At 52.8% G+C, this 16106-nt stretch carries 9 protein-coding genes; 7 read left to right on the plus strand and 2 right to left on the minus strand.

The features are described from left to right. Both D3A97_RS08510 and D3A97_RS08515 read left to right on the plus strand, forming a co-directional pair. Positions 1 to 636: a LutC/YkgG family protein gene (locus D3A97_RS08510; protein ID WP_119077943.1), complete on the plus strand. Its 636-nt coding sequence runs from the start codon at positions 1 to 3 to the stop codon at positions 634 to 636. A gap of 79 nt (positions 637 to 715) precedes the next feature. Continuing rightward, entirely contained in the window at positions 716 to 1480 is a 765-nt protein-coding gene (locus D3A97_RS08515) for a UDP-2,3-diacylglucosamine diphosphatase (RefSeq protein WP_198673896.1), read from the plus strand. Positions 1481 to 1491: 11 nt separating this feature from the next. On the opposite strand, the gene recO is transcribed toward D3A97_RS08515, so the two are convergent. Together recO and porZ are read right to left on the minus strand one after the other, a co-directional pair. Continuing rightward, the gene (gene recO / locus D3A97_RS08520; protein WP_119078489.1) at positions 1492 to 2226 is read right to left on the minus strand and encodes a DNA repair protein RecO; all 735 of its coding nucleotides are present in this window, start codon (positions 2224 to 2226) and stop codon (positions 1492 to 1494) included. 74 nt (positions 2227 to 2300) lie between these two features. Then, positions 2301 to 4454, minus strand: a complete 2154-nt coding sequence (gene porZ, locus D3A97_RS08525; RefSeq protein ID WP_119077944.1) for a type IX secretion system anionic LPS delivery protein PorZ — start codon at positions 4452 to 4454, stop codon at positions 2301 to 2303. A 151-nt stretch (positions 4455 to 4605) separates the two neighbouring features. Here porZ and D3A97_RS08530 point away from each other — a divergent pair, with 151 nt between their 5' ends. The 5 genes from D3A97_RS08530 (at position 4606) to D3A97_RS08550 (ending at position 16104) form a co-directional block, all read left to right on the plus strand. Then, positions 4606 to 6951 (plus strand): efflux RND transporter permease subunit, encoded by a 2346-nt coding sequence (locus D3A97_RS08530; RefSeq protein WP_232825930.1) that lies wholly within the window; start codon positions 4606 to 4608, stop codon positions 6949 to 6951. 246 nt (positions 6952 to 7197) lie between these two features. Continuing rightward, positions 7198 to 7902 (plus strand): hypothetical protein, encoded by a 705-nt coding sequence (locus tag D3A97_RS08535; protein ID WP_119077946.1) that lies wholly within the window; start codon positions 7198 to 7200, stop codon positions 7900 to 7902. 487 nt (positions 7903 to 8389) lie between these two features. Further along, on the plus strand, positions 8390 to 11623 hold the full coding sequence (locus D3A97_RS08540) for a SusC/RagA family TonB-linked outer membrane protein (protein WP_119077947.1): 3234 nt from the start codon (positions 8390 to 8392) through the stop codon (positions 11621 to 11623). A 24-nt stretch (positions 11624 to 11647) separates the two neighbouring features. Beyond that, on the plus strand, positions 11648 to 13099 hold the full coding sequence (locus D3A97_RS08545) for a SusD/RagB family nutrient-binding outer membrane lipoprotein (protein WP_119077948.1): 1452 nt from the start codon (positions 11648 to 11650) through the stop codon (positions 13097 to 13099). Between the two features lie 164 nt (positions 13100 to 13263). Next, positions 13264 to 16104, plus strand: a complete 2841-nt coding sequence (locus D3A97_RS08550; protein WP_157986428.1) for a SusC/RagA family TonB-linked outer membrane protein — start codon at positions 13264 to 13266, stop codon at positions 16102 to 16104. Positions 16105 to 16106: the final 2 nt, after the last annotated feature.

Genomic DNA, 16106 nt, shown 5'->3' on the forward strand with positions numbered 1-16106 from the left:
ATGAAAGTATCGCCCGCTAAAGAAAATATCCTGAAAAGAGTCAGGAACGCGCTCAGCCAGCCCGTGCAATTGCCTTTCCCCCATGCGGAAGGCAGCAACCCGGTTTTCGAGACCAAACACGATGGCCTGGAAATAAAGTTTGCCGAAGAGTTCTCAAAACTGCAGGGCAAGTTCATTTTCTGCTCCAGCCGGGACGAACTGGCCGAAAACCTGCAGGCCCTGGTGGAAAACAAGGAGTGGACGCATGTACACTGCAAAACGCCCTCGCTGGAAAAAATACTGGAACCTTACAACCCGGCTTATCTGAACGTAGGGGACATGTATACGCTGGATGCGGCCATTACCGACTGCGAGTGCCTCATTGCCCGCACCGGTACCATGGTACTGTCTGCCGCGCAGCCCTCCGGCCGCGGCCTCCCGGTATTTGCACCGGTACACATTGTCATAGCTCATACCCACCAGCTGGTGTTTGACCTGAAAGATGCCATTGCCAGGGTGAAAGAAAAATACCAGGGCCAGTTGCCCTCCATGATCTCTTTTGCTTCCGGCCCCAGCCGCACGGCAGACATCGAAAAAACACTGGTGGTAGGCGTACACGGCCCCCGGGAGGTATATGTTTTCCTGCTGGACGAATAGCCGAAAAGAATATTGATCTATATACTTGTAAAATGCAAAAGGAAATCATCACTTTTGCATTTTACATTTAAGCAACACCATGGAACTGTTATTACCGCCCGGCAAGCGCATTTACTTTGCATCAGACTTCCACCTCGGCGCTCCCAACATGGAGAAAAGCCGGGAGCGGGAGCGGCTGGTGGTACGCTGGCTGGATGAAGCGGCGCAGGATGCGCAGCATATTTTCCTGGTGGGTGATCTTTTTGATTTCTGGTTTGAATACAAACACACCATCCCCAAAGGGTATACCCGCCTGCTGGGCAAACTGGCGGAGCTGAGAGACCGGGGCATCGGCATTTCCGTGTTCATCGGCAATCATGATATGTGGATGAACGGGTATTTTGAAGAAGAGCTGGACATTCCCGTATATTTTGAACCGCAGACCTACACCATTGCCGGCAAACGCTTCTATATCGGCCATGGAGATGGCCTCGGGCCGGGTGACCATGGTTATAAATTCCTGAAAAAAGTATTCCGTAACCCCGTATGCCGCTCCCTCTTTTCTTTTATCCACCCCAGCTGGGGCATTGGCATGGCCAACTACTGGAGCCGTAAAAGCCGCGCTGCCACCGGCGGGGAGCTGGAAAAATTCCTGGGTGAGGAAGAAGAGTGGCTGGCTATTTACAGCAGGGAAATTTTGCAGAAAGAGCATTTCGACTATTTTATTTTCGGGCACCGCCACCTGCCGCTTGACCTCAAAGTAGGCGAAAACAGCCGGTACATCAACCTGGGAGACTGGCTGAATTACAACTCCTATGCAGACTTTGACGGGAATACGGTTGTGTTGAAGTACTACGCGAAGTAATAAGCCCCCCCTTAACTCAATATCTCGTTCAGTATAGGCGGAGAATGCAGCTCTGTAAAATCAGGGATATGCAGTTTGTAAAAATCGAGATAAGCATACAGCAGGTTCCTTCTCCTTTCTTTATTTAATTCAATTTTATCAAGGTCTGCCAGGTGCTGGATTTGCTGCAGCCGGTCCGTGACCTGGCTGGAAAACTCGTCGAGGTACTGGGTATGGTGCGGTGGCAGGTCGGTGAAAACGCCCTGCTGCAGGTCAAGATAGGGTGTATAGGAAGAGTAGTGGCCGGCGAAGTGGAAACCCAGGTGGGCGGCCAGCCGGAGTGTGAAATATAAAGGCAGGTTGGCGGCAACGGTGGTAGGCCCCGCATCCAGCGCTTTGAACACGCCGGCCGTAAAATGGTACAGGTCTGGCTGCTGCTCCGGCTGTTTGAGCGTTTTCTGCAACAGCTCTATGAGGTAGAGGGCCACCGTGTTTTTCACAATGTTCACATGCATTGAGGTGTATACGTGCCCCAGCTTGAACTCCGAGATGCGCTGCAGGTTCTTTTGTTCGTGATGGTACACCACCAGGTCAAGAATATTGCCGGGCTGCAGCAGGTTTCCTTTGGCCGCTTTGGGTTTGGAAGAGCGTACGCCGTTCACGATATAGGATTGTATACCGAACAGCTCCGTAAATATGCTGAGGATAAGGCTGGAATCTCCATACTTCACGGTGCGCAATACTATGCCGGGTGTTTTGTGCAGCATGCTGCAAAAGTCGGTTATCGGGAGGATAAATGCCAGCTTTGCCGCCAATTTTCCGTGGCCATGCAATGGCCCCGTTAGTGGATAAATACCAGTTTTGTGACGATCTTTTCCTGCCCGCTGTCATCAGACGCAAACACGAGATATACGCCGCTTTGCGGCCGGCGGCCGGTATAGTCACGCCCGTTCCACACAGCCTGCCCGCCATGGGCACGGGTCTGGAACACCAGCCGGCCTGCTGTATCTGTAATTTTTACAACGGCATTTTGCACCAGCCCGCGAATGGCAATGGTGCCTTCGTACCCCCTGGGAACGGGATTGGGGAACACCAGCACCTCGTTTTGCTGCGTGGGCCCGCCTTCTGTGGCAGTGCCGCGCCACGAGAGCAGGCCGGCTGCGGTGGCAAAAAACACTTCGCCCGTGGTGGGGTGTATGGCAATGCGGTACACCACATCTGAAGGCAGCGGGCTGTTGGCGGTGTTGAAGTGCGCCAGTATCTTTTCCCCGCCCGGTGCTACCAGCCATGCGCCGTTCTGCGTGCCCACCCATTTGCGGTTGGCGCCGTCTACGGCAATGGTATTCACCTGCTCGTGCTGGAAGAGGTAACCGGCAAAATTATCTTCCTTCAATACGGGCCAGAAAGCATCGCAGAAGGTAGCGGCGCATTGCACCACGGCCACGCCTTTGGCCGTGCCTATCCAGATGTAGCCATCCCGGTCTTTGGCAATGCAGCGTACATCGGGAGAGGGCAGGTTGCCCTGGCCCGCGCCGGGCTGGTAGAGTTTCCATTTATCATCTGCTGTGCCTTCCGGGCTGGTGCCATGGTTGAAAACGAACACACCGTTATTGCGGGGAGACACGATCCATTTTTGACCTGCGTCATCTACCAGCAGCTGGCTAACGGCGTTGGCCGTATGAAAAACGGGAATGGAATAATGCAGCCAGCTATTATCCGGCCGGCGCATGTGCAAGTTGTTTACCGCCCCAAAGGTGCTGACCCAGAGGCGCCCTTCCGGGTCTGTGGCCAACCCGCTCACCAGCGAGTCTCCGCCTGGTTTGGTCACTGTATTGGCCTGTACGGCCAGCAACCCCTCCCCGAAAGCACCCGCGTACATCTCCGTACCGGCAGGGCTGATGGTAATAACGTCACGCAGGGCCGCTACCCGCTGCCATTCTTCGTTGTCAAACCGGAACAGGCCGTCTGTGTTGCCGGTGGCCTGCCAGCCTGTTGTTACACTGCCCGCGGCCGCCCAGAGGGCGCCGTTGTGCACCGTCATTTCACCGCTTACAATGCCATGGGGCGAGTTGGGCGTAAAGTTCACCATGCCGCCGTTGCCAAAGCGCAGCAGGCCGCTTTCCGCATCTGCCACCCAGGTAGCTTGCGCGGCGGTTACAGCAGCTGCGGGGCTAGGGCTTTGCAATGTGTTTTCCAAAACTCCGCTGCCGGAAAGCTGCAATACGTGGCCGGGCTGGTGTACAAACAGGGCGGCGCCGGAGGTGTTAACGTTCAGTATGGGCGTACCGTTGGCAAACCAGGGTTCACGGCCGGTGTCTTCCAAAGCATATATTGTATCGCCCTGCAGGGCCAGCAGCCTGCTATTGAGGGTAAGCAGGTTACGCGCGTTGCCCCAGGCCGGCACCACTTCCCAGTTAGCAGGGTCTGCCAGGTTGCGGCCCTGCCTGGGCGCCCGCAGCACGCCGGCCGCGGTGGCGGCATAATAATAAGGGCCGTTCTGCGCCAGGGCGCTAGTGGCGCCAATACGCCAGGTATCTGCAATCTCCTGTTTTTCAAGGTCCAGCACCAGTATGCCAACGGGTGTGCAGAGGTATGCGAAAGGGCCGTCAAAGGAGATCCGGCGGGTGCGTTTGTCACTTCCCGCGGAAGACAGCTTGAAATCGGGGATGTTGATGATGTTCTCGTTGCGCAGTACGTCCAGGTTACCGTTGTCATAGGCAATGACCAGTGCCTGGCTGCCCGGGTGGCAGCCGATGGCGGCAATGCCCGCATCGTGCAGGCCGTTCACCTTGCTGTAACGGGTGAGCGCGTTGTCCGAAAAAGCAACGGCAAACACGCCGTAGGGCGTGGCACAGTACAGCCGGTCGGGCGCCGCTGCCAGCGCCGTTGTTTGCCGCCAGGGCAAATGCTCCCGCCAGTGCCCGATGGGCGTGAGCTGGCAATAGGCGTTGGCCGGCAGCAGGCAGATAGTCAGAAGGAGCAGGCGGAAGAACATACTTCCCAAAAGTAACAATTACGATTATCTAATATGCATAAATCGTAATGAATAGTTACCTTTATGGCCTTTACCAAATCATGTAATACGTATGTGGCAGCGCCTGGCAGGTTTTGTTCTGAAATTCCGATTATGGCTTCTGGTTTTGTTGATGGCAGGCACCGGCATCATGGCCTGGTATGCCAGTAAAGTAGAACTGTCTTATGAATTTACCGGCGCCATCCCGCGGGACAACCCCAAGTGGCAGCAGTACCAGCAGTTCAAACAAAAGTTCGGGGAAGACGGGAATATGATGGTGATCGGTATTGAGACCGGTAACATGTTCCAGCTTGACTTCTTCAGGGATTATGCAGCGCTGAACGACGACCTCCGCAAGATACCTGCCGTTGAGAACACCCTGAGCATACCCGTAGCCGTTAACCTCATAAAAGACGACAGTACCCGCAAGCTCAAAGCCATACAACTTTTCCAGCCCCTGCCGCAAACACAGGCGGAGCTTGACAGCCTGGCCCGCGTATTTTATTCATTGCCTTTCTACAAGGGGTTATTATACAGCACCAACAGCTCCTCCTTTCTGCTGGCGGTACACATCAATAAAGACGTACTCAACTCCAAAGGAAGGATAAAGGTAGTAGAGGCCATCCGGAAAAGAGCTGAGGCCTTCGGGCAAAAGCATAACCTGGATGTGAAGCTGAGCGGCCTGCCTATGATACGCACCATTATGGCTACCAAGGTGGCAGACGAGCTGAAAATGTTCCTCGGTATTTCTTTTGTGCTCACCGCCCTCATACTGCTGCTGTTTTTCCGCTCCTTCAGCGCGGTGCTCATGAGTATGATCGTAGTGGCCATCGGGGTAATATGGTCTGTGGGCACCATTGTGATATGCGGGTATAAAATAACCCTGCTCACCGGTCTCATTCCTCCGCTGATAGTGGTAATAGGCATTCCCAACTGCGTATATTTCCTCAACAAGTACCATACGGAGTACGCCATACACGGGAAAAAGATGGAGGCGCTGGTGCGCATGGTGCAGCGTATGGGCATTGTGACCCTTTTTACCAACCTCACCGCCGCCATCGGCTTCGGGGTCTTTTATTTTACCCGCAGTGAACTGTTGAAACATTTCGGCGTGGTAGCAGGGGTGAACATCATGCTCATCTTCCTGATCTCCTTTATCTTCCTGCCCGCCGTACTCAGTTATCTGCCGCCGCCCAAAACCAAGCATACCAGTTACCTGGACAATAAAATGTTCCGGGCCGTACTGAACATGCTCAACAACCTGGTGTTCAAATACCGTCCCATGGTATACCTTTCTACGGTACTGATGGTGCTGGCCGCCATCATAGGCATGCTGCGCCTGAGACCGGTTGGGTTTATTGTGGACGATATCCCTAAAAAGGACAAGCTGTATACGGACCTCAAGTTCTTTGAACGCCATTTCAAAGGCGTAATGCCGCTGGAGATCGCAATAGACACCAAAAAGAAGAACGGGGTAGTGAACCTGCAAACCCTTACCCGGCTGGACGAGCTGAGCGGCATTATTGCCAGCCGCCCCGCTTTTGCGCGGCCGCTTTCCGTGGCCGAAGGCATCAAGTTTGCCAAACAGGCATATTATGGAGGAGACAGCCTTAACTATGCCGTGCCCAACCAGTTTGACATCGGCTTCCTGGCGCCTTACCTGCGCATGCGCGGAGACGGTAACAGCGCCTCCACCTTTACCAAGCTGGTATCTTCCTTTATGGACAGTACGCGGCAGATAGCGCGTATGAGCGTGAACATGGCAGATGTAGGCTCTGTGGAGCTGCCCCGGCTGATAGATTCCCTGCGCCCCCACGTAAACGAAATATTTGACACGGCGCAGTACAAAGTGACCTTTACCGGTACCAGCATCATTTTCCTGGAAGGCAGCCGCTTCATTATTAATGGCCTGCTGGAAAGCATATTGCTGGCCTTTGTGCTGATCGTGTTCTGCATGCTGTACCTGTTCCGCTCCTGGCGCATGCTTATTATTTCGCTGGTACCCAATATTATCCCCCTGCTGGTAACGGCCGGGGTAATGGGCTGGCTGGATATTGCCATCAAGCCCTCTACCGTGCTGGTGTTCAGCATAGCGCTCGGTATAGCCATAGACGTTACCATCCGTTTCCTGGTAAATTTCAAACAGGAGCTGCCGCTCAATAATTACGATATATCCACAACCGTTAGGCAGACCATCAACGAAACGGGGCTGAGCATCATTTATACCTCGCTCATCCTGTTTGCAGGTTTCATGATCTTTGCTTTCTCCGAGTTCCAGGGCACAAAAGCGCTGGGCTGGCTTACTTCTCTTACGCTGGTAATGGCCATGGTGACCAATCTAACCATTTTGCCCGCCATGCTGCTGTGGATGGAGAAGGCCCTTCAGAAAAAGGCCCGGAAAAAGGAACTCTGGAAAACGCTGGATGAAGAACCTGACCTGGAGATGGACCAGATAGGGCTGAACGACAAGGAAGAGTAATTCACTCATCCCGGAAATTTGCCGCTCAAAGAATTTAATATAATTGGAGCATGATAACTTTTTTGGACTTGCTCCCCGCAAAACCTTACGTCCGTGGCTTTTTGCCACGGATTTTTTTTAGCCGCTTTGCTAAAATAATCTAGTGGGGCTCGTTCATCATTAGCATATCGCCGCTTATAATAAAGCACTATATATAGCGGGGAAAAAGTAAGAGGTTTAGCATGCCATTTCTAACCTCTTTAGTCCATGAAAAATAAGTTCCTGAAAGGCGCTCATTTGTCCGAGCGCAAGTTTAAGGAGATACTAAAGCTGTTCTCCGAAGATTTAACAGCCACACAGATAGCTAATATCAGTGGCGTAAGCCGGGTAACCATCAACAGTTACCTGAAAAAGATAAGGATGCAGATAGTCAGGTACTGCGAGTCATTGCAGCCTGAGCCTGCTACAGCAAATGCTGCATCCTGGGTGAGCCGGGGGCACTCGCACGCGCCGGCTCATGACGCGGGTGTTGCGGTCAAAACGGATGTTGACCGCATTGTAAAGCCTGTAATATTCGGCATCTACAAGCTGGAGCAAAAAGTATTCACCGAAATTCTGCCAGACGTTAGTCGTTCCATGATCCAGGCCATTGCCAGGGGCCGTTCCGTGCTGGAAACGATAGGCAATGCCGAAAGGATACGCCGTTTCAGCGGAGTGGTAGACCTGGGGCAATACCGCCTGTACCACATTGGCAACGGGCATCATGACCTGGAGGCCGGAAAGGCCATGCTGGATGATGTAGACGGCTTCTGGGGCCTCACCAAACACAGGTTGGCCAAGTTCAAGGGGCTGAACAGGAATACAGCTTACCTGCACCTGAAAGAATGCGAGTTCCGGTACAACTACAGGAATGAGGATCTATACACCACGTTGATCAATCTCTTGAAAACATTCCCTTTGAACTTATCTTGACCGGCTTAAAACAAGCATAAGCGACAGTTGTAATTTGACGCCGTTAAGGTAGATTGAGTTACCAAAATCTGCCGCTTATGAAAAAGACATTAACAAATGCTATGATATGGCGAGAAAAATCCATATCATTGAGACATGGAGCACCCCGCATAAACTCACGGCCTGCGGGCGTTTCAGCAAACAAAACATATTCTGTTGACTATCAGTTCAACGTCCAAAATATTCTAAAGATTCTCGATTTAGATTTTGGTTGATGATAAGCGGGTGATAATCTTGTCGCCTGCTTTTTCTTTTTGTAACCCTTCCCGCCAACCGTGTTACCGAAATAGCAGGCGTATCTCATATACGTTATCGGATCTCTATTTATTCATTAAACAAAAAAAAATCTATGGCACCTCCAAAAAAAATTGACACCCGATGTGTTAAGAAATCTTTAAGTGAACTATATTTGACTGTTAAAATTTCGTTAAACTACTAAATCATGCTTATGAGGAAAGGTCTAACCGCGCTTTTCCTGCTCCTGATTTGCCTCTCAGGACAGGTAATGGCGCAAAGCCGAACCGTTAAAGGAAAGGTTACGGCATCTGAAGACGGTACGCCCATTATTGGCGCTACCATTATTGCAAAAGGAACAAATGTAGGTACCGTTACCAATGCAGAAGGTGACTACACACTGAACGTACCGGAAGGCGTTGAGGTGCTGGTAGTGAAATTCATTGGCATGAAAGACACGGAAGCCAAGATCAACGGCGCCACTGTAAACGTGGTGCTGACCGCTGATGTAACCACCCTTACCGAAACGGTGGTAACTGCCAACGCCATCCGCAGGGACAAACGTTCCCTTGGTTATGCGGCCCCCACCGTTAAGAACGACGAGCTTACCAGGGGCCAGAGCCCAAGCCCCATCAACGGCCTGGTAGGTAAAGTGGCCGGCGTGAACATTTCCACCACGGCATCCGCACCCGGCAGCTCTTCCCGCATTGTACTGCGCGGGGGGTCTTCCATTACCGGCAACAACCAGGCACTGCTGGTAGTAGACGGTGTGCCCATTGACAACAGCAACATTATGGGCGGCGGAGACAGCCGTTCTTCTGTTGACTTCGGTAACAGGGGTAACGATATCAACCCGGAAGACATTGAGTCCGTTTCTATCATGAAGGGCCCTAACGCCGCGGCCATCTATGGTTCCCGCGCATCTAACGGCGCCCTCATCATTACCACCAAGAGCGGGAAAAAAGGGAAGAAAGGCATGGAAATGACGCTTAACTCTTCCACCACCTTTTCCAGCATTCTGAAACTGCCTACTTACCAGAACGAATTTGGACAGGGCTACCCTGCCAACACGCCAAGCGGCTTTTACACAGACCCGAAAGAGAACTGGAGCTGGGGTGCGCCTTTTACCGGCGAAATGCAGGAATGGGGCCAGGAAATTGATGGCAAAAGATTGTCCAAACCCTACTCCGCGGTAAAGAACAACGTGCGTGACTTCTTTGAAACAGGGGTAGCCGCCAACAACAACCTCTCCCTTGCCGGTGCAGGAGATAAAACCACCTATTTCCTGTCTCTCAACTCCCTGAACTCTAACGGCATTTTCCCGGGAGACTATGACAAGTACAACAAGTACGGCATCCGTTTTAACGGTACCGCGGAACTGAGCAACAAGTTCACCACCAGCATCAATATCAACTACAACAAGATCAAGGCTGATATGATCCAGGGTGGCCAGGGAGACGGTTCCGTTTACAACAACGTGCTGCAAACACCCCGGGATATTCCCCTGCAGGACCTGGGTGACCTGAACAATCCCTACTACGCCATGGGGGGTTACACCAATGCCGCCGGCCAGCCCGTGTACGGCTACTACGGCGCATACACCGTGAACCCTTACTGGCAATTGCGCGAGTACAGGAACCAGAACGATGTAGACCGCGTTACCGGTAACTTTGCCATCACTTACAAGCCTACCTCATGGCTGGATGTAGTGGAAAGAGTAGGGGCAGATATTTACTCAGACCGCCGCAATTTCAAATATCCCAAGTATTCTTTTGTACCGGCAGACAATACCTCCGGAGAATACACCGTGGCAGACAACACCCATACTTCCAACGGCAAGTATGAAGAAGACCAGTACAACCTGAGCGAAGTGGTGCATGACCTGATGATCACCGGCCGCAAAGAGTTCAGCAAAGACTTCAATGCAAGCCTGATGGTAGGTAACAACATCCGCCAGCGTACTTTCACTACTTCCGAAGTGCAGACCAACCCTTCCGGTGGCCTGGTAGTACCCGGCTGGTACAACATGGGCAACAGTAACGGCGCCGTACAGGCCGTGAACAACTATTCCATCCGCCGCCTGGTAGGCATTTATGCAGACCTGAACCTGGCTTACAAGAATATGCTGTTCTTTGGCGCTACCGCCCGTAACGACTGGTCTTCCACGCTTCCCAAAGCCAACAATTCTTTCTTCTATCCCAGCCTGAACGCGTCATTTGTGTTCACCGAGCTGCTGAAAGATTCCAAGGTTTCCAACGTACTGAGCTATGGTAAACTGCGCGGCAGCTGGGCACAGGTAGGTAACGATGCTGATCCTTACCTGCTGAACACCTATTTTGACCGTACAGACATCCTGGGTGCTTTTGGCCAAACCCTGTTCCCGCTCAACGGTGTGCCGGGCCTGAGCCAGTCTAACCGCATTGGCAACCCCGACCTGAAACCCGAGATCACTACAGCGTTTGAAATAGGTACGGAACTGGGCTTCTTTGACAACAGGTTCACAATAGACTTCTCTTATTATCAGAACAAGTCTAAAGACCAGATCCTGAACATCCCGATCCCCACGGTAACCGGTTTCTCCAGCAAAGTGATCAATGCGGGCTCTATCCAGAACAAGGGTATTGAGCTGGCCCTGCGCGGCACGCCCGTAAGAACTTCTTACGGCCTTACCGTTGAACTGTTCGGTACCTACGCACGTAACCGCAGCGAAGTGCTGTCTCTCCTGCCCGGTGTAGAACAGGTGGTGATAGGTGGTTTTGGCGGCATGGCTGTAGTAGCCGCAGTAGGTAAACCCTATGGTACTTTCTATTCTACCGCCATCCAGAGAACACCGGAGGGTAACCCCATTGTGCGGGCTACCAACGGTTTGCCGCTGCTGACGCCCAGCCCTGTTTACCTGGGTTCCTATAACCCTGATTACCAGGCTTCGCTCGGTACCAACATCAGTTACAAAGGCTGGAGCTTTAGCGCCCTGTTCGATACCAAGCAAGGTTCCAAGTTCTGGTCACGCAACAAGGATAACATGGACTTCACCGGTATTTCTACGGAGTCTGCGGCCAACGGGCGCCAGCCTCATCCGTTCCCGAACTCGGTGGTGGCGGACCCCAACAATCCAGGTAAATATATTCCCAATACGAGGAATTACAACATGATCAGCTATTGGACGGACCTGATCCCTTCAGGCGAACACGTAATAGACGGCTCTTTTGTTAAGCTGAGAGAAACCAGCTTGTCTTACCGCCTGCCAAAATCTGTACTGAGCAGAACGCCGTTCGGCGAAGTGCAGATCGGCCTGTATGGCAACAACCTGTTCCTCTGGACGCCGAAAGAAAACCAGTACTCAGATCCTGAAGTAAACTCCGGCGGCGCCACCAATGAGCAAGGCCTGGACTTTACCGCCCAGCCATCCCTGAGAAACTATGGCTTTAACCTGAGGGTTTCGTTTTAATCGTTCAAAGCAAATTATTTGACAATGAAGAAAGTGAATTTAAAAATAGCAATACTGGCGCTTACCATAGCGGCACTAGGCACGGGGTGCAGCAAGTTCCTGGATGTGAACGACAACCCCAACCAGCCCACTGAGGCAGACGTAAGGTTACTGCTTCCTTCCGCACAGGCTGCCACCTCTCACGTACTGAGCAATCAATACGGCATTCAAGCCGGCATCTGGGGCCAGTACTGGACGCAAAGCCCGTTCTCTTCACAGTATAAATCAACAGACAGGTATCTCACGTCCGCATCCTCAATGGACCGGCCCTGGTCCATCCTTTGGTCTGGTGGCCTGCAGGACTATCAAAGCGTGATCACCAATGCGGGTCAGTATACCCAACAGGCAGCCATCGCCTATATACTCAAAGCGTATACTTTCCAGATGCTCACCGATGCATTTGGCGATATTCCGTTAAGCGAGGCGTTGAAAGGCGGAGACAGCCTGAATGTAGGCTACGATTCGCAGGCTGCTGTATATGACAGCATTTTTGTGTGGATTGACAAAGGCCTGGGTATGATAGAACCCACCAACCCTTACAAACCCACTTCAGAAGACCTGATCTTTGGCGGTGATATGGAGCAATGGACAAGGTTTGGCAACACGCTGAAGCTGAGAGCGTACCTCCGCGTCTTTAAAGCGGCTACTTCCAAGGCGCAGGCCGGCATCCAGGCATTACAGGGAAAACCTTTCCTGGAAAAAGATGCCAGGATCAATTACACGACCAACGGTGGTAACGAGAACCCCATGTTCTCTGAAATACTGGGCCTGGGCAGAACACAGAACCTGGTGGCCAGCTCAACCGCTATAGATGCGTTCACCGCCAACCTGGACCCCCGCCGCAGCGCGTTCTACACCGTGGTGACCAACACCTATAACGGGGTGGACATAGATACCATTGTAGGCATCCCCCAGGGTACCTACGATGATATTCCTGATTTCTCCATCTCTTTCCCGAGCGCTGCCACAGGCGGGCTGGGTGCTGACAACAATTCCGCCTCGGCGCCTGTGCGTTTCATGTCCGCATCTGAAAGTTACTTTCTGCAGGCAGAGGCCGTAGTGCGCGGCTGGCTGACCGGCAACGCGCAAGATCTCTTTGTCAAAGGCATTGAGGCCAGTTTTGCGGCGTACGGTCTTTCTGCCGAAGCGGCCAATTACATTGCTACTGCGCCCGCTGCCCAATGGCCTGCCGGTACAGAAGCACAGGTAAAGGCCATCATTACGCAGAAATATTTTGCCATGACGGGCAACCAGACGTTTGAAGGTTGGACGGAGTGGAGAAGGACCGGTTACCCGGACTTCTTTGTACCGTCTGCGGTAGGTGAGCTGGCCGGCAAGTTCCCCCAACGCTTCCCTTATCCGAACTCTGAAGCAACCACCAATGCCAAATCTCCGGATATGGTTGATCTGGATGTGCCGGTTTGGTGGGCCGAATAAAAAGATTCATTTATCATGCAGAAAGGCCGCTCCTGTTAAAGGGGCGGCCTTTCTTTGTATATCACATATTTGTGTAGTACTTTTATCCCTTGACAATCAGTATCTTGTACGCTTGATCCCATCACGTCATAAATTCTGTATACGAGGCATAAATGTATTACTCTATGAAACATGCGCTAATCTTATGGTTATCAGCCTCCATAAGTATTCCCGCAATTGCACAGCAACCTGTGCCGGCAGACACGTCAGAGAAAGCCGCCAGGCTGCTGGACGAAGTTGTAATTACCGGTTACAACACGGCTACCCGTAAACAATATACCGGCGCGGTTACCATTATTTCGGGCAACCAGCTGGGCCGCATGCCAATGGCTTCCTTTGACCAGCAGCTGCAAGGCCTGGCGCCGGGCCTGCTGGTGACCTCCTCTACCGGCCAGCCGGGTGCGCCGGCCAAGGTGCTCATCAGGGGGCAGGCCAATATTGGCGGGATAACCGCCCCCCTGTACGTGGTAGATGGCATTGCCGTGGAAAGCGGTGTGTTTATGAGCATGAACCCGGCAGACTTTGCTTCCGTCAGCGTATTGAGAGATGCCAACGCTACTGCTCTGTATGGCGCCCGTGGCGCCAACGGTGTTATACTCATCACTACCAAAAGGGGAAAAGCCGGCCCCGTACGCCTTTCATTCAACACCCGCCACGGAGTGTCTATGCCTACCCGTGGCCGCTTTGACATGATGAATACTGCAGAGCGCCTGCAATTTGAAGAAGAAGTAGGCCTTGAAACAGGTGGCCGCACGCTGGGGCCCGGCTGGCGTTTTTCCGCTAGCAACCCGGCCAATGCCAACCTGGCGCCTGCAGTAAAAGAAAGATATGCCGCCATTCTTGACAGCCTGCGGGGTATCAATACCAATTGGCGCGATATGTTCCTCCGCTCTTCAGCTCCCTTCCATGAGTATGAGCTGAGCGCGGCTGGCGGCACGGAAAACGTTCGCTTCTACTCGTCCGGCAACTACCTGAAACAGGCCGGTATTGCCCTGCGCTCAGGGCTGGAACGCTACAGCTTCCGCACCAACCTTGATTTCAATGCAAAAAATTTTACCGCAGCCATCAACACGGCTATAGGGTATTCCAACAACGATTATATAGAAAGCGAAAACCTGACCAATGTAGGAAATCCCGTTGCCGCCGCCTTTTACGGGCTGCCGTACGAACAGCCTTATGTGAACGGGGTGCTGATGCACAGCGGCAACAAAAGCAAACTTGGTGGCGCGTATGATACGAGGGAAGGCTCTGATGCGCTGGAGCGCATGGAAAATACCAGCTACCGTGTGAACCAGTTGAAAGGCCTCATCAACACCGCCATGCGCTATAATTTTACCAGCTCCCTGTATGCCACCGCCAACTTTGGTATGGATTACCGGGAGAACGTAGATACACGCACCGTAACCCCCGGCTCCTACAGCGCCGCCACCACGCCCGGCGGGCAGGGGCTGCACCGTGAGGAAATGACGCGCTACTACCAGTTTACCGCCACTACGGGCCTCAATTATTCCAGGTACTTTAACCAGCTGCATCATTTCACCGCCGGCGCTTTCTACGAGTTTAACCGCATGAAAACTTCCAGCATGCGCGTAACCGGTTATGGCATTACACCGGGCCTGAGCGGCACGCTCTCCGGCGTTACACAAGGCTCCGCATTGAACGGTTTCATTCCGCAGATCGGCGGTGGCAAATCCGGCCTGGCCATGGCTTCCTGGATTGGCCTGGCACGTTACAGCTACGCAGACAAGTATATGCTGAACATTACCTACCGCCGGGATGGTTCTTCTACCGTACCGGAGCAGAACCGCTGGAAAAGTTTTTATTCCATAGGGGCCGGGTATGATATGAGCAGGGAAAATTTTATGCAACCGCTCAGCTGGCTGAACACCCTCCGCCTGCGCGCCACCTATGGAACGGCCGCTTCACCCTTCCCGGGCAATTTTGCATATACCGCCGGGTATGGCGCCGCGCGGTACGACGGCTCCCCGGCCATTGTGCCGGTATCTCCCGGTAACGATACTTATGACTGGGAGTACACCAAAATAGGGAATGCCGGCATAGACGTGGCCATGTTTGACAACCGCCTGCGGCTGGTGGCGGACTGGTATAACCGGCTTACAGAGGGCGTGTTTGTGGAAGAACAGCTCTCACAGACCAGCGGCTTTTCTTCCCGGCTCAACAACGCCGGTACCATCCGCAACCGTGGTATAGAAATAGACCTCAGCGGAGATATTGTGCGGAACAATGAATTTACCTGGTACGCAGGCATCACGCTCACCTATAATAAGAACAAGATCATCAGTTTGGGCAAAACCACCGAGTTCACACAGGGCACTAACCTGTTTCGTACAGGCTTACCCATTAATACACATTATGTGATGAAGTGGGCGGGGGTAGACCCCGCAACCGGCAAGCCGCAGTATTACAACCGGGACGGCTCCATTACCAATGTAAACAGTCCGGCGCAAAGCGTGGCGGAGTTTGGCACTTCAGACCCGTCCTGTTTTGGCGGTTTTACCACAGGCGCCAGGTGGAAAGGATTTTCGCTGGATGTGCTTTTTACCTATATGCAGGACCTGTACCGTTACAGCTCCGAGGAATTTTATACATTGAACAGCAATGGCAACGCCGCCAGCAATCAAAGCCGCAAGTGGCTTACACGCTGGCGCAAGCCTGGTGATGTGACCAACCAGCCGAAGTTCTCCGAGCCGTTCGGCTTCAGCTCGCGCGAAATTCAGAACGCTTCTTTTGTGCGGTTGCGAAATCTACAGCTGGCTTATACCTTTCCGGCAAAGCTGCTGAAAGGCGTACGGATACTGCAAGGGGCCACCGTGTATGTGCAGGGGCAGAACCTGCTGACCTTCACCGGCTGGAACGGCCTTGATCCCGAAGACACGAACAATACCGCTTTATTTGAATACCCTGCCGCCCGTACCATTACGGCCGGCGCAAGCATACAATTCTGAAA

It is taken from the genome of Chitinophaga alhagiae, assembly GCF_003568665.1.
In the GTDB taxonomy this organism is placed as follows: Bacteria; Bacteroidota; Bacteroidia; order Chitinophagales; family Chitinophagaceae; genus Chitinophaga; species Chitinophaga alhagiae.